We start from the raw sequence: 21510 nt of genomic DNA, 5'->3' as shown, positions 1-21510 counted from the left end.
TGCACGCTCACTCGGCGTCCTCCAGCGGCATGTCGCGTCCCAGCGAGGCGGCCACGCGGCGCCAGCGGGTCTGCAACGTCGCGTCGATCTCGCCGAACGAGGTTTCCGCGCGGCAGCCGCCGCGCATGATGGATTCGTCCGCCAGCACGCGCCAGGGCGCGCCCTTGAGGTCCTCGGCCAGATGCAGCCGGACCAGCTCCAGGTCCAGGGGATGCAGCCACAGGCGCAGGGGCGCCCCCGCCGTGGGGTTCATATGAAGGACTTCGCGCACGGCGGTAAGCAGCGCTTCGGGCTGCATCGCCACCGTGGTGCGCACCACCTGCCGCGCGATATCCAGGGCCAGGGTCAACAGCGCCTGGCCGGTTTTTTCTTCGAGCTGCGTCAGCGATGCGGCCGTGGCCTGCGCCAGGGCGCGCAATTGCGCGGCTTCCTCGGCGCCCTGCTGGCGCGCCTGCGCCAGCCCTTCGGCGTATCCGGCCGTCCGGCCTTGCTCCAGCCCTTCGTCGTAGCCGCGCGCGCGGCCTTCGGCGACGCCCAGGTCGTAGCCTTCGGCACGGCCTTCGGAAACGCCTTGCGCATGGCCCGCGCGGCGGGCCTCCTCCAGCACGACCTGCGGATCGGGCCCCGGTTGCGGCGCCTCTTCCTGTTCCTGCACGCTGGCGTCCTGTTCCTCGAACGACGCCATGCGCCAGCGACGCCAGGTCGCGGCGCTGGGCATCGACGCCGGAACGGCGCGGCGTTCAGACATACGCGTCGTCCCCCGGGCCGCCCAGCACGATCTGCCCGCTTTCGGCCAGGCGGCGGGCCACCAGCAGGATCTTCTTCTGCTCGGCTTCCACCTTCGACATGCGGATGGGGCCCTGGGCCTCCAGGTCCTCGCGCAGCATCTCGGCCGCGCGGCTGGACATATTGCGCAGGAACTTGTCGCGCAACTCCTCGACGGCGCCCTTCAGTGCGACCATCAGGGTGTCGTTGTCGACTTCCTTCAGTATGAGCTGGATGCCGCGATCCTCGACTTCGAGCAGGTTCTCGAACACGAACATTTCGTCGACGATCTTCTGCGCCAGGTCCGCATCGCGTTCGCGCAGGCTGGTCACGACGTTTTCCTCGTCCGCCGAGTTCATCATGTTGAGGATTTCGGCCGCCGTGCGCACGCCGCCCATCTTGCTGCGCTTGGCGCCCTGGCCGGCCAGCACCGCGTTCAGCGTCTCGGTCAGTTCCGACAGGGCCGCGGGCTGCACGCCGCCGAAGGTGGCGATGCGCAGCATCACGTCGTTGCGCAGGCGCTCGGTCAGGCGGGTCAGCACGGCCGCGGCGCGGTCGCGCTCCAGGTGCACCAGGATGGTGGCGATGATCTGCGGATGCTCGTCTCCGATGAGTTCGGCGACGATGTGGGGATCCAGCCAGTTCAGCGCGTCGATGCCGCTGCCGCCATCGCCGGCTTCCAGGATGTCCTCGATCAGGCCTGCCGCGCGGTCGCTGCCCAGGGCTTTCGTCAGGACGGAACGGATGTAGTCGTCCGAGCCCAGCGTCACGGCGATGAACTGGTCGGCCTCCTGGCGGAATTCTTCCAGTACGTCGCCGACGTCTTCGCGTGTCACCTGCTTGAGGGTGGCCATGGCCGCGCCCACCTGCTGCACCTCGCGGGCGGTCAGGTAGCGGAACACCTCGGCTGCGGCGTCCTCGCCCAGGGACATCAGCAATACCGCGGCGCGGGTCATGCCGTCGATGGGTTTATCACTTGCCATCTTTGCTCATCCAGGTACGCAACACCATGGCGACCGCGCGCGGATCCTTGGTCGCCATATCGCGCGCGCGCTTCATGTTGTCGTCGAAACGGTCCAGTTCCTTGGCGCGCGCCTGTTCCTGAGCCTCCCGCAACGCTTGCTGGCGCTCCAGTTCGGCGACTTCGGGGTCGACCACCGGGTTCATATAGCGCTGGAAGATCGGGCGCACCAGGGAGCGCCACACCCACAGCGCGGCCACGGCGATCACGAGCCAGCCGAAGATGGTCTTGGCCAGGGCGATGTTGTCCGGATCCTTCCACCACGGCGTGCTGGGTTCGCTGTCGTTGAACTGGCTATTGACCACGTTCAGCGAATCGCCGCGCGTTTCGGAATAGCCCATCGCTTCCTTGACCAGGGTCGTCAGCTTGTTCAACTGCTCGGGCGGCATGGCCTTGGCTTCGCCGTCCTTGTCCTGCAGGTAGTTGATGACGACGGCGACCGACAGGCGCTTGACCGCGCCGACCGGTTGCTTGACATGGCTGATGGTGCGGTCGACTTCGTAATTCGTCGTGGCTTCGCGACGCGTGGACGCAGGACCCTGCTGGACGGCCGCCTGGGCGGCCTGCTGGCCGTTTTGCTGTCCGTTTGGTCCGGCCGGGGGGGGCGCGGCCTGGCCGGGGGCGGGCTGCACCGCCGGCGGGTTGGCGATCGGCGCCTGCGCGGTCGCCGGGGGCTGGTTGCTCAATGCGCCCGGCACGCCTTGCGCCGGGTTGATGCCAAGCTGCTGCGAATCGTTGGTTTGCTGGCTGCGCACCGCCGATTGGCCCGGTTCCTGATTAGGACGGTAGACCTCGGAGGTCTCCTCGCGCCGGGAGAAGTCCACGTCGGCGCTGGCCTGGGCGTGGACGTTGCCCGGGCCGACCAGGGGATTGAGGATGGCCAGGATGCGTTCCACGGTGCGCTGTTCGGTCTCGCGCACGAAACGCATCTGGTCGGCGTCCATGCCGCGGCCTTCGCCCGACGGCGACGACAGCAGGCGACCGTTCTGGTCGACGATGGACACATTGGTAATGGTCAGGTCCGGTACGCTGGAAGCGACCAGCCAGGAAATCGCCGACACCTGGGAGTCGCCGATGCTGCGGCCCGGGTACAGCGTCAGGATGACCGAAGCAGTCGGCGGACGGCGGTCGCGCACGAACAGGGTCTGGCGCGGCAGGGCCAGGTGTACCCGGGCGTGCTGCACCGCGTTCATCGATTCGATGGAACGGGCAAGTTCGCCTTCCAGCCCGCGCTGGTAATTGATCTGTTCGGTGAACTGGCTGGCGCCGAAGCGCGCGTTGTCCATCAGCTCGAAGCCGACCGAGCCGCCACGCGGCAGCCCCTGGCCTGCCAGTTGCAGCCGCGCGTCGTAGACTTTCTCGCCCGGAACCAGGATGGCCGTGCCGGTTTCGTTGAACCGGTAGGGCACGTTCATCTGGTTGAGCGCGGCGACGATGGCGCCGCCGTCCCGGTCGTCCAGATTGGAGAACAGCACCTTATAGTTGGGATCGCGTCCCCACATCACCGCGGCGATGACAATGGCGACCACCGCCGCGGCCGTGCCGATCAGCAGCGGTTTCGGGACGGTGCGCAGCCTTTCCAGCATCGGAAACCGCGCGAGCAAGGACGAAGTGAGGGTGGCCTGCTGATTCATCGGCTGCCCCTGCTCGGCGAACGTCGCGAGTTCCGGGGATCTAGAGTGGAGGTGGGCAAGTTACACATGCAACGTGCTTCGGGTATCGGAGCGTGGATTATGGCGGCGTGGCTGCGCATCCCAAGCGCCGAAAAACCTGGGTTTTTGGCGTCATTTGCCTTTTATGTTTTCCCGGATACAGGGGTCGAGCCTCAAGCAGCCGAAATGTCGGGTTTTTTGCCGTCATTTGTTCCGTATGGTCCCAGGCGCATGGCGGTAGTCTCTCGTGGCGGCGAAAAACGCGATTCGAGAATAGGAAAGACTTGCTATGGCAATATCCGGACTGGCTGGTATAGAAGGCATGCTCGAGCAGATGCGCTCGGTGGTGCGTGCGGCAGAGGGCGGCGGCCCGGATGGCGTGGGCGGCGCGATGCCGGCCGGTGAAGGTTTCGCCGCGGAGCTCCAGCGCTCGCTCAGGCGGGTGTCCGGGGCGCAGAATGCCGCGGTGGCGCAGGCCAAGGCCTTCGAACTCGGTGCACCCAATGTTTCCCTGAACGACGTCATTGTCGATATGCAAAAGGCCAACGTCGGTTTTCAGACCGCGGTGCAGGTGCGCAATCGTCTGGTCGCGGCGTACAGGGAAATCTCGTCCCTGTCGGTGTGAGTCTTGCCGGTTTTGTGCAAGAATCCTGCCCGTGCGGCACGCTTCGGACTAATTCCGTTATCGCCGTCCACGGTGTGCGATGCTTGACACTCTTACATTGCTTGTCGTAGCCGTAATCCAGTTTGAGATCATCGGGGTCGTGCTGCTGACGACGTGGTTCATCTCCCGGCGTGCCCGTGGCGCGTTGGGGGGCGGCGGAGCCGTGGCCCTCGTGGCCGCGTTGTGCCTGTTGCCGGCCTGGTATGTGTGGGACGCCGGAATCGCGCAGATCGCGGGCTTTCATTGGATACTTCTCGCGCTTATCGTGCTGGTGCCCACCGGGCTGCTGCTGTTCCTGGCCTTGCACCTGGTGCGCTCGGAAGCCATCCTGCGTGCGGTCCGCATCACGCGCAGCGGCCAGAGCGTGTTGGGCCTGTCCCAGGTCGCCGACTCGGAAGCCCTGGAAGAAGACCTGCGCCAGGCCATGCAGGAGTCGGGCCAGCTCTACGTTCATTACCAACCCATCTATAGCGCGGGCACGCGCAGCCTGGTCGGTTTCGAAGCCCTGCTGCGCTGGAACCATCCGCATCGCGGCCTCGTCGCGCCCATGCAGTTCATCCCGCTGGCCGAGCAGACCGAACTGATCGTGCCGCTGGGCGCCTGGGTATTGGAAACGGCATGCGCCGAGGCCGCCAGCTGGCCGGAACCCTGGTATCTGTCGGTGAACCTGTCGCCGGTCCAACTGGAGAAGATCCACCTGGTGCGCGATGTACGCAACGTGCTGGAACGTACCGGCCTGGCGGCCGAGCGGCTGGAGTTGGAAATTACGGAAGGCGTGCTGGTCGCTGCCGAAGGCGGTGAAATATCGCGCTTGGCGGAGTTACGGCGGGCTGGCGTGCGTATTGCCATCGACGATTTCGGCACCGGCTACTCCAGCCTGGGCTACCTGCGGCAACTGCCCTTCGACACCATAAAGATCGACCGTTCCTTCGTGCGCAACCTGGAAAGCGACTCCAGCGCCCAGGCCATCGTCGGCACCATCGTGGAGCTGTCGCGCAGGTTGGAGCGGGAAATCGTCGCGGAGGGCGTGGAGACGGAAGGGCAGTACGCCATTCTCAATGCCCTGCAATGCCACCGCGTGCAGGGCTGGCTGCTCGGCAAGCCCATGCCGCCCGAAGAGATCGCGGTGCACTACTTTCCTTCGCCGGCCGAAAAGGCCGAGGGACGGGACCTGCCCTGGGTCGATAACGCCGGGGCGGAGTAGCAGGAGGCGTGGTCGGGTTGAACAGCCCGGTCGGAGTGGCCGGGCGCCCGCTTCAGCCGGCGGTGCGGATCTTCTCCAGGCGCCAGACCACCTGTTGCAACCACGCTTCCTGGCGTCCGCTCAGGGCCGGGAAGACCGCACCGATGTGCGTGAGCGGATCCTGTCCGCCCAGTCCGGGCCTGGCCGCGGCCGGCACCGGTACGGACGACACGGCCGCGTCCGTACCGGTCGCGATGTCGGCGGATGGGGCAGCCTCTTGCGGTTCCAGGGGCTGCCCGGACAGCGGGATCACCGTGCGGATCTGCAGATCGGTGGTGATGTTGCCGAAGTCGCCGAAATCCAGGTAGACCTCTTTCATGATGGTCTGCGCGGGCGGAAGCTCAAGTGCCGGACGGTTCACCCGCAGCCCGATGCCTTCCACGGAAATGTCGCGGATCGCGAACAGGATGGGCTTGACCGCCGCATCCGGCCGCCACTGGCCGGCGCAACGCACGGCCGTGCCCACGATAGAGGCCCGGAACAGTTTGCGGCGCTGGATGCGCGTGACGCGCTCCGGCAAGGGGGATACGAAAGCGGCGCTGCCGTCGTCGAAGCGCACCAGCTCCGGCCGCGGCACGCGGAAATGGATCTGTACGCCGCCATAGCCGTTGCCATGGAACTGGAGCACCATGCCGACGCGCAGTCCGCGGCTGTCGTTGGTGGCGAAGTCCGATCCCGCGAAATCGCGCGGGCGCCAGAAAAAATGCCCCGTCTGCTTGTCGATGCCAAGCACCAATACCGCGGTTTCGCGGTCGGCGGCATCGCGGACCAGCACTTGGCAGTCCTGGTGGGTCAGTTCGAAAACGGCGGAACGGACTTCCTCCGGCCGCGTCAACAGGAAGTCCGAGTCGGGCTCTTTCAAGGGCATGGCGATTCCAGGATTCAGCGAAGATTTTCCGGCGAGGGCTCGCGCGCCGGGTCCGCGGACCCGGCTTCCAGCCGGTAGAGCCATGCCAGCAGCTCCGCCACCGCCAGGTAGAGCTGCGGCGGAATGTGGGCGTCCAGGTCGACCTGCATCAACAGTCCGACGAGCTCCGGCGACTGATGCACGTACATACCGTTCTCGCGGGCGGTACGGATGATCGTCTCGGCCAGGGTGCCGTAGCCCTTGGCGACAACGCGCGGGGCGGTTTCGCCTTCCTCATACGACAGGGCGACGGCCGCGTGGCGTGCCGGCTCATGCCCGGGCGCCGGCGTGGTGGCGGTCATGGGATCGGCTCCAGTGCCGGTGCATGCGCGCTGACGGTCAACTGTGAGAGTTCCAGCCCGGCCGCCTGCAGGCGTTGGCGCAAGGCTGCGCCGCCCGCGGCGATCTCGCTTTCGCCCTCGGGAGCCACGATCTGCAGCCCCAGCGTCTGCCCCGACAAGGACAGGCGCGCCTCCACCGTACCGAGGCGGGGCATGGTCAGGACCAGGCGCGTCGCCCAGGCGGCCGGGGCTTCCGGCGCGGTCGCCTGCCCCGGTTCGCGCGGCTCGCGCCGGATTTCCCACCACATATCGGTGCCCGGCCAGGCCGTGCCCTCCCAGGCCAGGGTCTGGTTGGCCAGCACTTCGAGCTGCTGGCGCACCAGCAGCGCCGCATCGGGATGGATACCCGGCGGCGGAGCGGGGGGCGTGGCGGGCATCGATGCCGACCAGGTCGGTGCCGTGCCGGTGGACGGCAGCCCGTCGGCCTGCGCCATCAGCGGCGCGGCCTGCGTCGGCAGATTGAAGCGGGGGTTGTCCGCCAGGATGGATTGCTTGGGCACCGGCGTGTTGATGGGCGGGGCCTGCGATGCGTCGAGGCGTGCCTGCGGTTCCGCGCGCACTTGGCCTGCGCTGCGTTGCCCGTAGGCGACGTCGCTCAGGTGCGATTCGTAAAACAGGCCGCTGCCTTCGATGGCCTGTCTCAGTGCCTGTGCCAACGCGCCGGCTTGCGGCGTGCCGGGCTGCAACGCCGCTGCGCTGGCCGCCGCGGCGGCTTGCGATGCGTTGCCCGGTTGCCCTGCGCCGGTGCGTGCTGCCGAGGGGTCCGCGCCTTCGGGCAGCGTGGCGCCCGGAGCCTGCGCGGGGGCCGCGGCGCCCTTGGCCTGGCCGGCCGCGCCGCCGGCACCGGCCGATGCACCGTGCTGCCCCAGGTCGGGTTGCGCGCCGTCGTCCGCGCCGGGTCCCTGAATGGCACGCGGTTCGCCCGCTTGCGGGCCGGGGGCCGCGCCGCGCGCCGGGGCACCGGCGGCGCCGTCCTGCGCACCGTCCGGATCTCCCGCGCCTGCCCAGAGAGGCGCCTTGCCGGCCAGCGCGGGCGCGGTATCGGGATACTGGGCGAGCAGGGTCAGGATGACGCGGGCCGTCTGGCCCAGCGTGGTGGGCGCCGAGGGGGTGGTATCGGTGCTGACGAAGCGGCTGCGCAGCGCCGCCGCCAGTTCGGCCTGCTGCGCGGCTTCGCGCAGGGCCGCGCGGTCCTGGATGCTGAGGTTTTCCAGCAAGTCGGCGCCGCGGCCTTGCGGGCCCGGACGCAGCCCGTCCGATCGGCCGGGCGGTATCACCGCGTCCTGGCGTGTCGCGGCGTTGGAGCCGCCGTGTTGCGCGAGCTGCGTCCCCAGCACGGCGTCCAGCCGCTGCACCAGCAGCGAGCTGAGCGCGGTAGGCCCTACGCCGCTCATTTATGCACCCCTGGCGCTTGCGCGGGCGGGGGTTCTCATGCCGCCGGGACCTTGAACCCGTACGTGTTCAGCAGCGCCTGCTGCCGCTTCATGCGGCCAAGGAGCTCGCCCATGCGGGCCAGTTCCGGAATGGCCAGGTCCCGCGTATTGGCGTCGTTCTCCAGGATCTGCACCAGCAGATCGTGCTTCTGGCGGCGTTCCATATCGTCCAGCGGTTCGGTCACGCCGATGGTGCGCAGGCGCTCGACGATTTCACAATAGGTCTGGCCGAACTTCAGCACACCGGTCCAGTCCTGCGCGCGGGCGGCATTCAGCATTGCCGCGGTAACCGCGACGATCTCGCGATAAAGCTCAAGAATGATTTGCGAGGACTGGGACGTCATAAGAGGCCTTGTAGGCGCGGAAAATGTGGGTTGTGTCCGGTTGCTCTCAGGACCGGACGGCGTCGCCGGGGCGATCCACGGACGTCTGCCACGCTTCCTGGAGCTCGGCGAGCAGGGTATCCGCCGTTTGCAGCAGCGCGGCATCCCCTTTCAGGTTCGCGGTCACCAGGAGGCGGAGCATATAGTCGTACAGGCTGTTCAGGTTGCCGGCGATTTCACCGCCGGCTTCCAGGTCGAGCGCCTGCTTCAGGCCTTCGTCGATCAGGCGGGCGGCCTTGCTGATCGCCGCTGCGCGCCCTTGGACATTGCCCTGTTCGATATGGATGCGAGCCTGCCCGATGGCGGCACGCGCCGCGGTATAGAGCAGGGTGATGAGTCTTTCCGCACTGGCGCTCATGACCTGCGTTTCGATGCCGACATCGGCATAGGAACGCACGGAGTAAGCGTTGTCGGGACGGCGCGATGCGTAGGCCATTATTTGCTGTTCGAGAGCGAGGCGAACTGTTGCGTCAGGTACGTACTGGTGCTGTTCATCTGGGCGACGAAGGCGTCCAGTTGCACGAACTGCGCGCGAATGTTGGCGATATCGGCGTCGATACGGTCGGACGTCCGGTCGTAGGTATCCTGCAGGGTGTCCACGGTGGCATTCAGGCCGTCGATGCGCGTCTGGATCAGCCCCTTGGAGCCGGTGATCCCATTGATGGCGTTGCTTACGTTGGTGCCCAGCGCGGTCAGGATATCCTCGACGTCCTGCGGATTCGTCTTCAGGGAATCGTTCAGCGAATGCAGGTGGTTGCTGTCGATCGTGCCGACGTTCAGATCCAGGGTGCCGTCCGTCGGGTCGGTTGTGATGCCCAGGTCCTGGATGGTTTTCAGGGTCGACGCGCCGGTGGACAGCACGCGCAGGGCGCCGGAAAGCGTGGAGGTGATCGAGCGCGTCGCGCTGTCACCGGTCAGCGGCGAGCCCTTCTCCGTGTCGGCATCGTAGGCGGTCAGCGATTTGACCAGGTTCTGCAGGGTGTTGTAAGCGCCGACGAACGTCTGCACGGCCGTCGATATGCCGGACGTGTCGGAGGCCACCGTGAAGGACTGCGTGCCGGTCGTGATCTGGTTCAGCGTGATCGTCACATTGTCGATGATGCCGTCCACCGTGTTCGACTGGCTGGTCACCGCGACGTCGTTGATCGTCAGCTTCGCGTTGGCGGCGGCCTGGGTCTGCGTCAGCGGGCTGCCGGGCACCGAGCTGTCGTAGCCGACGACGCCCTGGATGGCCGAATTGCTGGAGGTGATCTTCGTGACTGCCGCATCGGTGCCGGTATCGCTGGCCGTAAGGATCAGATAGCTCTGCCCGCTGCCGTTATTGACGATGCTGGCGCTGACGCCAATGTCGTCGCTGGCATTGATGGCCTTGGCGATCCCGTTGAGCGAGGTGTCATTGCCGACATCCACCGTCTTGGTGGTGCCGTCGGCCAGCGTCACCGTGATATTGCCGCCGCCGCCCATGGACGCCGTGCGGTCGGCGATCACGCCGGACTTCAATTGTTGCGAGGTGGCCAGCGCGTCGACCTTGACGTTATAGGTGGCCGGCGTCGCGCCCGTCTGGGTGCTGACGGAAAACTCCGTGGCGCCGCCATTTACGGTGGCCTTCGTCACGTTGTAGGTCTTGGAATCAGCCAGGGCCTTGGCCGCGGTCTGCAGCGTGTCCACGGCTGACTTCAGCGTGCCGTAGGCGGAAATCTGCGTCTTGACGTTGGTCTGCTGCGTCTGGATGAGCGTCAGCTGCTGCTTTTCATTGGCCGCGAGGCTGTCCAGGATGCCCTGCAGATCGAGCTTGGAGCCCGATCCGAGCGAGGTAATGGGGGGCAGAGTAGAGGTAGCCATCGTGTTTTTCCTGATTTCCGTATTCTGTCAAAGGCGGCGCTGGCCCGATACGTCGGGCAAGCGTCATAAGGCGGCGTTGTTCGGCGCTTTTCAACCACGCGGTCGCGCGGTGGGTCAGGCGCTGGTTTCGACGCCGCCGCCCTGCAGTTTGGTGATCATTTTGGCGATGTTCAGCACCGTTTCGCTGGGAATGGTGCGGATGACGTCCCCGGATTTCGTATCCTTGATGGAAATCACCACGCGCTGGGTATCGGGATCGATATCGAACTGCATCTGGGTGGACCAGGCCTCCATCTGCTCGTTAATCTTCTTCAGCGCGCGCTCCAGGGGCAGTTCCTGCCCGGGCGTGGACTGCTGCGAGGACCCATCCGCCCCCGCGCCATGGGCGCCGGCGCCTCGCTGGGCGTCCCCGGTCGGAGTGACAAGTACGGCGGCGTCGGGCACCGGAGCCGGGTTCACCTCGAAGGGCTGAACCGGAAGGGCCGCGGGGGCGATAGGGCTGACAGCCATATGGGCTCCACTTTCAGTGCGTCGACGACGCAGGTTTCCTGGGTTTGCAACTCCGTAACGGCACGCCGGGCGAAAACTTTAGGATTGCGCCGCCATCGCCTCGGGGGCGCCACCGCCGCAGTCGGAACCGACGGCCTCGGCGCGTTAGAATCCGGCTTGCCTCAGTTTCATCGCTCGCCATGTCTCCCCATACCAAGCCGGACGCCGCCGCCACGCTTTCCCAGTGGTTGGCGTACCTGGAATCGCTGCACCCCAAGACCATCGACCTGGGCCTGGGCCGGGTCCGCCAGGTGGCGGCAAGGCTGGGACTGACGCTGGACTGCGTCAAGATCGTCGTCGGCGGCACCAACGGCAAAGGCTCGACCTGCGCCATGCTGGAGGCCATCCTGTTGGCCGCCGGCTTCAAGGTCGGCCTTTACACCTCCCCGCACCTGATCGATTTCAACGAGCGGATAAGAGTCAACGGCGAACTGGCGTCCGACGCCGCCCTGGTTGCCCAGTTCCAGGCCGTCGAGAGCGCGCGAGGAGATGTATCGCTGACATATTTCGAATTCACCACGCTGGCGGCCCTGCGCCTGTTCGCCGGCGCCGGGCTGGACGCCGTCGTCCTGGAGGTGGGATTGGGCGGCCGGCTGGACGCGGTGAATATCGTCGACGCCGATTGCGCGATCGTCACCAGCGTCGACCTGGACCATATGGACTGGCTGGGCGACACCCGCGAGAAGATCGGCTATGAAAAAGCCCACATCTATCGCCCGGGCCGGCCGGCCATCTGCGCCGACCCCGTGCCGCCGCAAAGCCTGCTCGACCATGCCGCCGCGATCGGTGCGGACCTGTGGCTTTTCGGCCGCGACTACAACTATTCGGGCGATCGCCAGCAGTGGGGCTACGGCGGCCGCAACCAGCGCCGCGCCGCGCTGGCCTACCCAGCGCTGCGCGGCGCCAACCAGTTGCTCAACGCTTCCGCCGCGCTGGCCGCCCTGGAGGCCCTGCGCGATCGCCTGCCGGTCCCGCAGCAGGCGGTGCGCCAGGGGCTGTCGCAGGCCACGCTGCCGGGCCGGTTCCAGATCCTGCCCGGGCAGCCGACCGTCATTCTGGACGTCGGCCACAACCCCCATGCCGCCGCGGTCCTGGCGCAGAACCTCGACAACATGGGGTTCCACCCCTATACGCACGCGGTGTTCGGCATGCTTTCCGACAAGGACATCGCGGGCGTGGTGGCCAAGCTCGGCAGCCGTATCGACAACTGGTACTGCGCCGGCCTGCCGGGTCCGCGTGGCGGACCGGGGGAAGCCCTGGCCGGCCAGGTGCGTGCGGCGCTGCCGAACACCGCGCCGGGTGCGGATGCACCCCTCGTTTCCGCCTATGCGGACCCGGGCCAGGCGTACGCGGCGGCGCGCGCCCGGGCCGGGGAGAATGATAGAATCGTGGTGTTCGGATCGTTCCTCACCGTTGCCGCCGTGCTCCAGTCGTTGGGGCGTAAATCCTGATCGCGGTATGCATCGACGTCACACTGTGTCCAGCGTCATAGCGACTGTGCCAAGCGTCAGGCCGTGCCAAGTGCCATAACGCGCCGGGCGGTGGCGGACGCGATGCTGTTCTGGCAGTTCACCTGGGTCTCAAACGCGCATCGGCGCGCCGGCTGCAAGGAATTCGTGCTTCATGGGTTTGTTTAATCGGAAAGATTCCGCGCCCGATACGCCGACGGGCCGGCCGCGTCCATCCGTGTCCAGCGAGGCCCAGGCCGTGGAACTGCGTGCGCGGGCCCGGCGCCGGCTGGCCGGGGCGGTGGCGCTGGTCCTCGCGGCGGTCATCATCCTGCCCATGGTCCTCGACTCCGAACCTACCCGGGTGAGCGACGACATCCCCATCCGCATTCCGGATCGCAATTCGCCGTACCAGCCGTCCGTATCGGAGCCGCAGCAGGCGCCGGCGGCTGCCGATCCAGGCGCGCAGTCCGGGGCAACTGCGGGCGTCGCCGGTCCGGTGGCCGTTGCGCCGCAACCGCCTGCCAGCGGTACGCCGGCGCCCGGCCCGGATACCGGCAAACCGGCGCCGGCCAAGCCGGAAAGCGGCCGCGCGGGCGATCCCGCCCATGCCGACCCTGCCCGGCCCGAATCGCCGCCACGGACGGAAACCCGTAGCGAGCCTGCCCGGACGGAGACGCGTCCGGAGAGCCGTGCGGAAACCAAGCCGGAGACCAAGCCCGCGGCCAAACCGGAACCGGGTCCGCGCAGCGACGACGGCAGCCGTGCCCTCGCCCTGCTGGAAGGCCGCAACGTTGCCGCGTCCCCGGCGAAACCTGCTGCCGACACCCGCGCCGCGGCGGATGCCAAGGGCAACTTCGTATTGCAGATCGCGGCCTATACCACCCAGGCGGACGCCCAGGCGCGCCGGGACAAGCTGCACGGTGCCGGCGTCACCAATGCCTTCGTGCAGGAGGCCAGCGTCGGCGGCAAGCATCAGTATCGTCTGCGGGTCGGGCCTTTCCCATCCCGCGAGGCGGCCCAGGCGGCCCAGGCGAGGCTGCGTACGCTGGGCTACGACAACGGTTTCATTGCCGCGCAGTGACCGGGTTCGATTTCGTCGTGTTGGCGGTCATCGCCGTCTCCGGACTTCTCGGGCTGGTGCGTGGCTTGTTGAAGGAGGTGCTGTCCCTGCTCGCCTATGTGCTGGCTTTCGTGGCGGCGATCTGGTGGGGTCCCACGGTCTATGGCTGGTTGACGACCTGGATCGAAACCACCGTCCTGCGCATGGGGGTGGCTTATGCGGCCGTCTTCCTGATCGTATTGCTGGGGGTCGGGCTGGTGAACATGACCCTGGCCGCGCTCATCCGGACCACGGGCCTGTCGCCCGCCGACCATGGGCTGGGCGGGCTGTTCGGGCTGGTGCGCGGCACGCTGATAGTGCTGGTGCTGGTCGCCGTCGCGGGCTATACCCCGCTGCCCCAGGAAGCCTGGTGGCGTGACGCGATGTTTTCCCATACGGCCACAGAAGCCGTCAAACATACCAAAGTGTGGCTGCCGCCATCGCTGGCGTCATTGCTGCCGTATTGAGCGCAGTCGGATTTGAACGCAGTCGGATACAGGAAATTGCCATGTGTGGAATCGTAGGGGTCGTGGGGCGCGGGCCGGTGAACCAGCTGCTCTATGACAGTCTGCTGCTTTTGCAGCATCGGGGCCAGGATGCCGCGGGCATCGCCACCGAGCAGGGCAGCCAGTTCAACCTGTACAAGGCACATGGCCTGGTGCGGGACGTGTTCCGCACGCGGAACATGCGCGCCTTGCCGGGCACCAGCGGCGTGGCCCAGGTGCGGTATCCCACGGCGGGCTCCAGCGCGAGCGAAGAAGAGGCGCAGCCCTTCTACGTGAATGCGCCGTTCGGCATCATGATGGCCCACAACGGCAACCTCACGAATTGGCGCGAGCTGCGCGAGTCGCTGTTTCGCGTCGACCGCCGCCATATCAACACGAATTCGGATTCGGAAGTCCTCCTCAACGTCCTGGCCCACGAGCTGCAATCGTCGGCCAACGGCGTCTCGCTGGACGACGACGCCATTTTTCGCGCCGTCTCCGCGGTGCATCGCCGTGTGCGCGGCGCGTATGCCGTGGTCGCGCAGATCGCCGGTTACGGCCTGCTGGCGTTCCGCGATCCCTACGGTATCCGCCCCCTCTGTATCGGCAGGCAGGATACCGACCAGGGCACGGAGTGGATGGTGGCCTCGGAATCCGTGGCGCTGGAAGGCAGCGGCTTCAACTTCGTGCGCGACGTCGCCCCGGGCGAGGCCATATTCGTCGACCTGGACGGCCGCTTCGTCAGCCGCCAGTGCGCGGACAACGCGCAGCTGGTGCCGTGCATCTTCGAATATGTCTATTTCGCGCGGCCCGATTCGCTGATGGACGGGGTGTCGGTCTACGATGCCCGGTTGCGCATGGGGGAATACCTGGCCGACAAGGTCGCGCGCGGCATGCGCCTGGGCGACATCGACGTGGTCATGCCCATTCCCGATTCCTCCCGGCCGGCCGCCATGCAGCTGGCCGCGCGCCTGAACCTGGATTACCGCGAAGGGCTCATCAAGAACCGCTACGTGGGCCGCACCTTCATCATGCCGGGCCAGGCGGTACGCAAGAAATCGGTACGGCAGAAGCTGAACGCCATCGGCCGCGAATTCAAGGGCAAGAACGTGCTGCTGGTGGACGACTCCATCGTGCGCGGCACGACCAGCCGGGAAATCGTCGACATGGCGCGCGCCGCCGGCGCCAACAAGGTGTTCTTCGCCTCGGCCGCGCCACCGGTCCGATTCCCGAACGTCTACGGCATCGACATGCCGACCCAGCGCGAATTGATCGCCACCGGTCGCAGCGATGCCGAGATCGCGCAGACTATCGGCGCCGATGCATTGATCTACCAGGACCTGCAGGATATGCAGCAGGCAGTGCGCGACCTGAACCCGGCGATGAGCCGCTTCGAGGCTTCCTGCTTCGACGGCGACTACATCACCGGGGACATCACGCCGGAATACCTGGAGCGCCTCGGCCAGAGCCGCGGCGAACCGGATGAAGAGCAGCGCGGCGGGCTGCAGTTCAACATGGGCTACGCCGCCAACGACGCGTAATTGCCGGTGGACTGACTTGTCCAGGGGCCCGGCTTCATGCCGGGCCTTTGCCATTCAAGCCAGGCATGCAGGGGAAAGGGGCAGTTCGAGCGGGCGGGGCGGTCCTGCGCGGATGCGCAGAACGCGCTCAAGCGTGCTTGAATAGGCCCCGCAAGGCCAGCAACAGCAGGATCGCGAAGAGCGCCAGGCTCCACACCGCGTATTCCACACCGAGCACCTTCACCACCGCGTCCATGCAGGTCGCGTAGATGCCGAATACCGACGGCACGGCGCCGTCCAGTCCCGTCGCCGAGATGAATTTATCTGCGAAGGTCTGGTCGCACGACAGCAGCTTGGCGGCGACCGTGTACTGGTAATAGGCCGCGGCCACGCCGCTGGCGGCCAGCAGGAGCACCAGCACGGCGCCGACACGACGCAGCAGTGGCGGCGCCCACGCCGTCAGCAGGCAGATGGCCGCGATGGCCAGGTAGACCAATCGTTGCAGCACGCACCATGCGCACGGCTGCATGTCGAACACATACTGTGAAACCAGGGCGACTCCGACCGCGCCCAAGGCCAGGATGGCGACCAGGACGAGCGTGCGTTGCAGGGTGGACATCATGAGGCGGCGATCCTGTATCGGGAAAAAGGTGCGAGGGACCGCAGCCATCAAGGCGCGCGCGGTACCGGAATGTGGTTCATCGCTTCGACCAGGACGCTCAGCAGGAGTTCATGCGCGCCGTCCCAGACGATCTGTACGCCGAGGCACAGCATCACGAAGGCCGATAGCCGCATGAAGACGGTGGTGCCGTTCTCGCCCAGCTTGTAGAGGAATTGCGCGGCGAAGCGCAGGCATACATAGAGCGTGAGCGAAGTCACCAGGATGCCGGGCAGGGAACCGGCCAGCTTGACGAGGCTGATGAGATGGTCTTCTTCGCGCAGCGACGCGCCGACCGTGATGGCGGCCGCGATGGAGCCCGGGCCGCAGCTGATGGGAAAGGTCAGCGGGTAGAAGGCGCGCGCCTTGGCCATCTCGGGCGTGAAGGATTCGGCCATTCTTGCCGCACGCTCGGCGCCGGCGTCGGGCGAATTGACCAGCCGCCAGGCGCTGGCGATCACCAGCACGCCGCCGCCCACGCGCACGATGGCCAGCGACAGGCCGAAGAAACTCAGCAACACGTTGCCCGCCACCATGGCGATGGTGAGCATCACGCCCACGTTCAGGGCCACGCGCTTGGCCAGGGCAAGCCGCGTGGCGCCGGAGGCGCCTTCGGTCAAGGTCCAGAATATGGGGGCAACCGCGGGAGGATTCAGGAAGGGCAGCAGCGTGGCGAGCGCGAACAGGAAGCTTCGGCCGAAGATCAGCAGATATTCGTGCAGCAACATGGGGACGTGTGCCTTGACCGGCGGACGGAAAAACCGATTGTAAGCGTGCCGCAATATCTGCGGCTACGCGCTTGCGACTCGGGTACTGGTCCGAGCCATCGGCTCAAGCCGCGACGCGTTGCCCGGTATCGCCGGCCAGCGCATCGAGGATCGCGCGCTCGAACTGCATCTGCGAACGAGGCCGCTCCAGCGCCTGTCCTTCGATAATGAAGACGTCCTCGACCCGATCGCCCAGCGTCATGATCTTGGCCATCTGCAGATTGACGCCGTGCGCGACGAAGACCCGGGCCAAGGCGTGCAGCAGCCCGGACCGGTCCGTCGCCGTCACCGACAGGCGCCACGACTTGCTGCGTTCGTCGGGTTGCAGTTCGGCTTGCGGCGGAACCGGGAACACCCGGGACATGCGCGACTGGCGCGGGCGGCCGTAGGCGCCGACCGGCGTGCTGCCCGCCTCGCCGCGGGCCTGCGGGTCCTTCAGGCGCTGCGCCAGTTCATGTTCCACCAGCGCGGCCTGTGCGCGCAGGTCGCTGGCGCCTTCGGGCAGCAGCACGATAAAGCTGTCCAGGGCCCAGCCGTGGCGCGTGGTATGGATGCGGGCGTCCTGGATGCCCAGCGCCTTGGCGTCGAAATAACCGCAGATGGCGGCGAACAAGTCGGGCACGTCCCGCGTGTACACCATCACCTGCAGGCCTTCTCCCTGTTCGGTGGGGCGCGCCTTGACGACCGGCTGCGGCGGCGCGGGCCGGTGGTACAGGTGCCGCGTGTGCCAGGCAATGTCCGACGCATCGTGGCGCAGGAAGTAGGCGACGTCGAGCTGCCGCCAGAAAGATTCGCGCGCATCGTCGCGCAGGCCGGCCAGCCGTGTGAGCCGGGCCGCCTCGGCCTTGCGGTGATTGAGCACCGTGTCCGCGTCGTGGTGCGCGCCGCCCAGCGCGCCCAGCGTCAGGCGGTAGAGGTCTTCCAGCAGTTTGCCTTTCCAGGCGTTCCACACCTTGGGGCTCGTGCCGCGGATATCGGCCACCGTCAGCAGGTAGAGCGCTGTCAGGTGCCGTTCGTCCTTGACCGTATCGGCGAACTCGCGCACCACGTCGGGATCCGACAGGTCGCGCTTCTGCGCCACGGTGGACATCAGCAGATGCTGGCGTACCAGGAATTCGACGAGCTCCGCGTCTTCCGGCGCCAGGCCATGGTCCTGCGAGAACTTGCGCACCTCGCGCGCGCCCAGCTCGGAGTGGTCGCCACCCCGCCCTTTGGCGATGTCGTGGAAGAGGGCGGCGACGTACAGCAGCCAGTGCCGGTCCAGTTCGGAGATCAACTGGCTTGCCAGCGGATATTCCTGCGCGTGCTCCGGCATGGTGAAGCGCCGCAGATTGCGGATTACCGTGAGCGTGTGCTGGTCGACCGTATAGACATGGAAAAGGTCGTGCTGCATCTGGCCTACGATGCGGCGGAACACCGGCAGATAGCGCGGGAGGATGTTCAGCATGGTCATGCGCCGCAGTTCGTGAACGATGCCGGTGGGCTGTTGCAGGATCTGCAGGAACAGCCGGCGGTTGACCGGATTGCGGCGGAATTGCGCGTCGATGCGATGGCGCGCGTGCCAGATCGCGCGTAGCGTGCGGGCCGACATCCCGCTCAGGTGCGGATGCTGCTGCATCGTCAGGAAGGCGCGCAGCAGCAGCGTCGGATTGCGCTCGAAGCCGTCGTCCCGGATGATGTCCAGGCGGTCGTGCAGGCTGCGGAAATCGTCGTCGATGACGCGGGCGTCGGATGCCGGCCGCGGGAACAGCCGTTCCTCGATGTTCTGCACCAGGATGGAGTTGAGCTGCGTGACCAGGCGCGCCGCCCAGTAGTAACGCTGCATCATCAGTTCGCTGGCGCGTCGCGTCGCGGTGGCCTTGATGCCATAGACCTCGGCCAGCGCCGGCTGCAGGTCGAACAGCACGCGGTCCTCGCGCCGCTTGGACATCAGGTGCAGTTCGATGCGCAGCCGCTTGAACGCCTGTTCGGCGCGCCGCAGGCCGCGCGCCTCGGACGCCGTCAACAGCCCCGCCTTGGCGATCTTGCGCCAACTGTCGCCGAAGCCGGCCGCGCGCGCCATCCACATGATGACCTGCAGGTCGCGCAGGCCGCCGGGAGACTCCTTGCAGTTCGGCTCCAGGGCGTAAGGGGTGTCCTGGTAGCGGGCGTGGCGTTGCTGCATTTCCACCCGCTTGGCGCGGAAGAACGGCGCCGGATCGAGGCGCGCGCGCATGGCCGTATCGAAGGCCTTCATCAGGGTGCGGTTGCCGGCCAGCCAGCGCGATTCCAGCAATGCGGTCTCGACCGTGATGTCCGCATCGGCCTCGCGTTCGCATTCGGCGATGGTGCGCACGCTGTGGCCAGGTTCCAGGCCCAGGTCCCACAGCGCGGCGACCAGCCTTTCGATGGCGCCTTCGTCCTCGGCGGAGGGGGCGTGCGGCAGCAGGATCAGCAGGTCGACGTCGGAATGCGGGTAGAGTTCGCCGCGTCCGTATCCGCCCACGGCCGCCAGCGCGGCGCCGGCCGGCAGGGGACAATGCCGGACCAGTTCGCGCAGCGTCTGGTCCGTGATCCTGCGCAGCTCGTGCAGCAGGGGATCGGGGCGCTCATGCTCGCGAAAGGCCGCCAGCGCAGCCAGGCGCTTTTCACGCAGGCGCGCACGCAGCGAGGGCAGGTCCGCGGAATTCATGTCGCTTGCGCTGGTCGGGGGCGAGGTCGCCGGCAGGGCGCTCAAGCCGCGGGCACGGCGATGTTTTCGGTCACGAAGGCGGGCGGCGCCGGCATGTTGGGCGACACCGTCAATACCTCGTAGCCGGTTTCGGTGACCAGCACGGTGTGCTCCCATTGCGCCGACAGGCTGTGGTCGCGCGTGACCACCGTCCAGCCGTCCGACAACTGGCGGATCTCACGGCGGCCGGCGTTGATCATGGGCTCGATGGTGAAGATCATGCCGGGGACCAGTTTCACGCCTGTGTCCGGCTTGCCGTAATGCAGGACCTGCGGGTCCTCATGGAAGCGCCGGCCGACGCCATGGCCGCAGAATTCGCGTACCACGGAAAAGCCGTTGCCCTCGGCGTGCTTCTGGATGGCATGGCCCACGTCGCCGAGCGTCGCGCCGGCGCGCACCTGCCGGATGCCCAGCCACATGCATTCGTAGGTGACGTCGGTCAGGCGGCGCGCCAGGATGGACGGCTCCCCCACATAGAACATGCGGCTGGTGTCGCCGAACCAGCCGTCCTTGATGATCGTGACGTCGATATTCAAAACGTCCCCGTTTTTCAGGACCTTGTCGCCCGGGATGCCGTGGCAGACCTGATGGTTCACCGAGGTGCAGATGGCGCCCGGAAACGGCGGGTATCCCGGCGGCGCGTAGCCCACGGTCGCCGACTTGACCTGCAGTTCGCTGGTCAGGTAGTCGAGGGCGAGGCGATCGAGTTCGCCGGTGGTGACCCCCGGCTTGACGAACGGCGTCAGGTAGTCCAGTACGCGTGCGGCGTCCTGGCAGGCCAGGCGCATGCGGTCGAGATCGGCGGGGTCGGTGACTATGCCCATGTATCAGCTTGAGAAGTGGGTCGGAAAAATAGTAGAATTATAGGCTTCCCTGGAAAAGCAGGGGAGCTGCCCCGGCCTTTACCGGTTCGGGGTCGCTGGTTTGATGGTTTGTGTGGTCGGTTTGTTCAGCCGCTTTTTCAAGTGTGTTCTTCAAATCGATTGTCCAAGTCGTAAGCCAGGCCAAGGCCAAGGCCAGATTAGGTCAAGTCGTTTTTAAATCGCGTGCTACGCCACCCAGGGTGTCGACGGCGATGTTCGGCGGGCTGCCACAGTGAGAGTGCAGGGTGCACGTTATCGCACCTTTTGCGCGATCGGGGTGGAAGTCGCCGGTGCCGTGCGATGCAGGCGTAGCGCAAGACCCAACCCTCGGAGAATACTATGTCCCTGATGCGCGAAATGCTCGAAGCCGGTGTCCACTTCGGCCACCAGACCCGTTACTGGAACCCGAAGATGGCGCCGTTCATCTTCGGTCAGCGTAACAAGATTCACATCATCAACCTCGAACAGACCGTCAACAAGTACGTCGAGGCCACCAAGTTCATCAAGCAGATCGCCGCCCGCGGCGGTTCCATCCTCTTCGTCGGCACCAAGCGCGCGGCGCGCGAGCTCATCGCTGCCGAAGCCGCCCGTGCCGGCATGCCCTACGTCGATGCCCGCTGGCTCGGCGGCATGCTGACCAACTTCAAGACGGTCAAGACGTCCATCAAGCGCCTGAAGGACATGGAAGCCGTCGTCGCCGAAGGCGGCGCCGAGCGCATGATCAAGAAGGAAGGCCTGCTGTTCCAGCGCGAACTGGAAAAGCTGAACAAGGCCATGGGCGGAATCAAGGACATGAACGGCCTGCCCGATGCCCTGTTCGTCATCGACGTCGGCTACCACAAGATCGCCATCGCCGAGGCCCGCAAGCTGGGTATCCCGATCGTGGCCGTGGTCGATACCAACCACTCGCCGGACGGCATCGATTACGTCATCCCGGGCAACGATGACTCGGCCAAGGCCATCGCGCTGTACGCCAAGGGCGTCGCCGACGCGGTGCTGGAAGGCCGCGAGCAGAACCTGAACGGCCTGGTGGAAGAGCCCGGCGAAGGCCACGAGGAATTCGTGGAAGTGCAGGACGGACAGGCCTGATTCCGGCCTTCCTATCCTGCCCGGTGGTGTCCGTAACCGTTGCCCGACACAGTCGGCTGCAACGGCGT

The 21510-nt window shown here is 66.6% G+C and carries 21 protein-coding genes; 7 read left to right on the top strand and 14 right to left on the bottom strand.

Translation table 11 applies throughout. From position 1 onward, the window contains the following. Positions 1–7: 7 nt before the first annotated feature. The 3 genes from fliH to fliF are packed head-to-tail and all read right to left on the bottom strand — an operon-like array spanning position 8 to position 3420. Positions 8–748, bottom strand: coding sequence for a flagellar assembly protein FliH (gene fliH / locus BAU07_RS15210; protein ID WP_066659266.1), 741 nt, complete (start codon positions 746–748; stop codon positions 8–10). Beyond that, positions 741–1748: a flagellar motor switch protein FliG gene (fliG, locus tag BAU07_RS15205; protein WP_066659265.1), complete on the bottom strand. Its 1008-nt coding sequence runs from the start codon at positions 1746–1748 to the stop codon at positions 741–743. The genes fliH and fliG overlap by 8 nt, the downstream gene beginning before the upstream one ends. After that, positions 1738–3420 (bottom strand): flagellar basal-body MS-ring/collar protein FliF, encoded by a 1683-nt coding sequence (fliF, locus tag BAU07_RS15200; protein ID WP_066659263.1) that lies wholly within the window; start codon positions 3418–3420, stop codon positions 1738–1740. The genes fliG and fliF overlap by 11 nt, the downstream gene beginning before the upstream one ends. A 307-nt stretch (positions 3421–3727) precedes the next feature. Between fliF and fliE the strand changes: the two genes are divergently transcribed. Both fliE and BAU07_RS15190 read left to right on the top strand, forming a co-directional pair. Then, positions 3728–4063: a flagellar hook-basal body complex protein FliE gene (gene fliE / locus BAU07_RS15195; protein WP_066659261.1), complete on the top strand. Its 336-nt coding sequence runs from the start codon at positions 3728–3730 to the stop codon at positions 4061–4063. A gap of 79 nt (positions 4064–4142) precedes the next feature. Further along, positions 4143–5306 carry a putative bifunctional diguanylate cyclase/phosphodiesterase gene (locus BAU07_RS15190; protein ID WP_084025785.1) on the top strand — a complete coding sequence of 388 codons (1164 nt, stop codon included), beginning with the start codon at positions 4143–4145 and terminating at the stop codon, positions 5304–5306. 52 nt (positions 5307–5358) lie between these two features. Here the strand turns inward: BAU07_RS15190 and BAU07_RS15185 are convergent, their stop codons facing one another. The 7 genes from BAU07_RS15185 to BAU07_RS15155 form a co-directional block, all read right to left on the bottom strand. After that, a complete protein-coding gene (locus BAU07_RS15185) occupies positions 5359–6213 on the bottom strand; it encodes a hypothetical protein (RefSeq protein ID WP_066659256.1) in 855 nt (284 codons plus the stop codon). 14 nt (positions 6214–6227) lie between these two features. Further along, the gene (locus tag BAU07_RS15180) at positions 6228–6554 is read right to left on the bottom strand and encodes an EscU/YscU/HrcU family type III secretion system export apparatus switch protein (protein WP_066659251.1); all 327 of its coding nucleotides are present in this window, start codon (positions 6552–6554) and stop codon (positions 6228–6230) included. Then, the gene (gene fliK / locus BAU07_RS15175; RefSeq protein WP_066659250.1) at positions 6551–7987 is read right to left on the bottom strand and encodes a flagellar hook-length control protein FliK; all 1437 of its coding nucleotides are present in this window, start codon (positions 7985–7987) and stop codon (positions 6551–6553) included. The genes BAU07_RS15180 and fliK overlap by 4 nt, the downstream gene beginning before the upstream one ends. Positions 7988–8022: 35 nt before the next feature. Beyond that, entirely contained in the window at positions 8023–8370 is a 348-nt protein-coding gene (locus tag BAU07_RS15170; RefSeq protein ID WP_066659249.1) for a flagellar protein FliT, read from the bottom strand. Between the two features lie 46 nt (positions 8371–8416). Continuing rightward, positions 8417–8845, bottom strand: a complete 429-nt coding sequence (gene fliS / locus BAU07_RS15165; protein ID WP_066659247.1) for a flagellar export chaperone FliS — start codon at positions 8843–8845, stop codon at positions 8417–8419. Further along, positions 8845–10251, bottom strand: a complete 1407-nt coding sequence (gene fliD, locus BAU07_RS15160) for a flagellar filament capping protein FliD (protein ID WP_066659245.1) — start codon at positions 10249–10251, stop codon at positions 8845–8847. Before fliD ends, fliS begins: the two co-directional genes overlap by 1 nt. Positions 10252–10365: 114 nt before the next feature. After that, positions 10366–10761 carry a flagellar protein FlaG gene (locus BAU07_RS15155; protein WP_066659243.1) on the bottom strand — a complete coding sequence of 132 codons (396 nt, stop codon included), beginning with the start codon at positions 10759–10761 and terminating at the stop codon, positions 10366–10368. Between the two features lie 179 nt (positions 10762–10940). On the opposite strand from BAU07_RS15155, the gene folC reads away from it, so the two are divergent. The 4 genes from folC (at position 10941) to purF (ending at position 15376) form a co-directional block, all read left to right on the top strand. Next, positions 10941–12251: a bifunctional tetrahydrofolate synthase/dihydrofolate synthase gene (gene folC / locus BAU07_RS15150; protein WP_066659241.1), complete on the top strand. Its 1311-nt coding sequence runs from the start codon at positions 10941–10943 to the stop codon at positions 12249–12251. A 172-nt stretch (positions 12252–12423) separates the two neighbouring features. Beyond that, positions 12424–13332 (top strand): SPOR domain-containing protein, encoded by a 909-nt coding sequence (locus BAU07_RS15145; RefSeq protein WP_066659237.1) that lies wholly within the window; start codon positions 12424–12426, stop codon positions 13330–13332. Beyond that, a complete protein-coding gene (locus BAU07_RS15140; RefSeq protein WP_066659235.1) occupies positions 13329–13817 on the top strand; it encodes a CvpA family protein in 489 nt (162 codons plus the stop codon). The genes BAU07_RS15145 and BAU07_RS15140 overlap by 4 nt, the downstream gene beginning before the upstream one ends. A 41-nt stretch (positions 13818–13858) precedes the next feature. Further along, on the top strand, positions 13859–15376 hold the full coding sequence (gene purF / locus BAU07_RS15135) for an amidophosphoribosyltransferase (protein ID WP_066659233.1): 1518 nt from the start codon (positions 13859–13861) through the stop codon (positions 15374–15376). Positions 15377–15503: 127 nt separating this feature from the next. On the opposite strand, the gene BAU07_RS15130 is transcribed toward purF, so the two are convergent. From BAU07_RS15130 to map, 4 genes are all read right to left on the bottom strand, one after another. Then, positions 15504–15977, bottom strand: coding sequence for a disulfide bond formation protein B (locus BAU07_RS15130; protein ID WP_066659231.1), 474 nt, complete (start codon positions 15975–15977; stop codon positions 15504–15506). A gap of 47 nt (positions 15978–16024) precedes the next feature. Next, positions 16025–16741, bottom strand: a complete 717-nt coding sequence (locus BAU07_RS15125; protein WP_066659230.1) for a MarC family protein — start codon at positions 16739–16741, stop codon at positions 16025–16027. Positions 16742–16844: 103 nt separating this feature from the next. Then, positions 16845–19451 carry a [protein-PII] uridylyltransferase gene (locus BAU07_RS15120; RefSeq protein ID WP_066659229.1) on the bottom strand — a complete coding sequence of 869 codons (2607 nt, stop codon included), beginning with the start codon at positions 19449–19451 and terminating at the stop codon, positions 16845–16847. A 41-nt stretch (positions 19452–19492) separates the two neighbouring features. Then, complete coding sequence (gene map, locus BAU07_RS15115) at positions 19493–20314, bottom strand: type I methionyl aminopeptidase (RefSeq protein WP_066659228.1); 822 nt, start codon at positions 20312–20314, stop codon at positions 19493–19495. 378 nt (positions 20315–20692) lie between these two features. On the opposite strand from map, the gene rpsB reads away from it, so the two are divergent. After that, positions 20693–21442 (top strand): 30S ribosomal protein S2, encoded by a 750-nt coding sequence (gene rpsB / locus BAU07_RS15110; RefSeq protein ID WP_066659227.1) that lies wholly within the window; start codon positions 20693–20695, stop codon positions 21440–21442. Positions 21443–21510: the final 68 nt, after the last annotated feature.

The organism is Bordetella flabilis, assembly GCF_001676725.1.
Taxonomy (GTDB): Bacteria; Pseudomonadota; Gammaproteobacteria; order Burkholderiales; family Burkholderiaceae_B; genus Bordetella_C; species Bordetella_C flabilis.
Note: the sequence above shows the minus strand (reverse complement) of the source record. Positions and strands in the feature narration are given on the sequence as shown.

Bases quoted from the DNA above. Each gene is read 5' to 3' on its own strand.
- fliH (WP_066659266.1), bottom strand. From the start codon at position 748: ATGTCTGAACGCCGCGCCGTTCCGGCGTCGATGCCCAGCGCCGCGACC.
- fliK (WP_066659250.1), bottom strand. From the start codon at position 7,987: ATGAGCGGCGTAGGGCCTACCGCGCTCAGCTCGCTGCTGGTGCAGCGG.
- BAU07_RS15170 (WP_066659249.1), bottom strand. From the start codon at position 8,370: ATGACGTCCCAGTCCTCGCAAATCATTCTTGAGCTTTATCGCGAGATC.
- purF (WP_066659233.1), top strand. From the start codon at position 13,859: ATGTGTGGAATCGTAGGGGTCGTGGGGCGCGGGCCGGTGAACCAGCTG.
- BAU07_RS15145 (WP_066659237.1), top strand. From the start codon at position 12,424: ATGGGTTTGTTTAATCGGAAAGATTCCGCGCCCGATACGCCGACGGGC.
- fliS (WP_066659247.1), bottom strand. From the start codon at position 8,845: ATGGCCTACGCATCGCGCCGTCCCGACAACGCTTACTCCGTGCGTTCC.
- fliF (WP_066659263.1), bottom strand. From the start codon at position 3,420: ATGAATCAGCAGGCCACCCTCACTTCGTCCTTGCTCGCGCGGTTTCCG.
- BAU07_RS15185 (WP_066659256.1), bottom strand. From the start codon at position 6,213: ATGCCCTTGAAAGAGCCCGACTCGGACTTCCTGTTGACGCGGCCGGAG.
- fliG (WP_066659265.1), bottom strand. From the start codon at position 1,748: ATGGCAAGTGATAAACCCATCGACGGCATGACCCGCGCCGCGGTATTG.
- BAU07_RS15130 (WP_066659231.1), bottom strand. From the start codon at position 15,977: ATGATGTCCACCCTGCAACGCACGCTCGTCCTGGTCGCCATCCTGGCC.
- BAU07_RS15180 (WP_066659251.1), bottom strand. From the start codon at position 6,554: ATGACCGCCACCACGCCGGCGCCCGGGCATGAGCCGGCACGCCACGCG.
- fliE (WP_066659261.1), top strand. From the start codon at position 3,728: ATGGCAATATCCGGACTGGCTGGTATAGAAGGCATGCTCGAGCAGATG.
- BAU07_RS15155 (WP_066659243.1), bottom strand. From the start codon at position 10,761: ATGGCTGTCAGCCCTATCGCCCCCGCGGCCCTTCCGGTTCAGCCCTTC.
- map (WP_066659228.1), bottom strand. From the start codon at position 20,314: ATGGGCATAGTCACCGACCCCGCCGATCTCGACCGCATGCGCCTGGCC.
- folC (WP_066659241.1), top strand. From the start codon at position 10,941: ATGTCTCCCCATACCAAGCCGGACGCCGCCGCCACGCTTTCCCAGTGG.
- BAU07_RS15125 (WP_066659230.1), bottom strand. From the start codon at position 16,741: ATGTTGCTGCACGAATATCTGCTGATCTTCGGCCGAAGCTTCCTGTTC.
- BAU07_RS15120 (WP_066659229.1), bottom strand. From the start codon at position 19,451: ATGAATTCCGCGGACCTGCCCTCGCTGCGTGCGCGCCTGCGTGAAAAG.
- fliD (WP_066659245.1), bottom strand. From the start codon at position 10,251: ATGGCTACCTCTACTCTGCCCCCCATTACCTCGCTCGGATCGGGCTCC.
- rpsB (WP_066659227.1), top strand. From the start codon at position 20,693: ATGTCCCTGATGCGCGAAATGCTCGAAGCCGGTGTCCACTTCGGCCAC.
- BAU07_RS15190 (WP_084025785.1), top strand. From the start codon at position 4,143: ATGCTTGACACTCTTACATTGCTTGTCGTAGCCGTAATCCAGTTTGAG.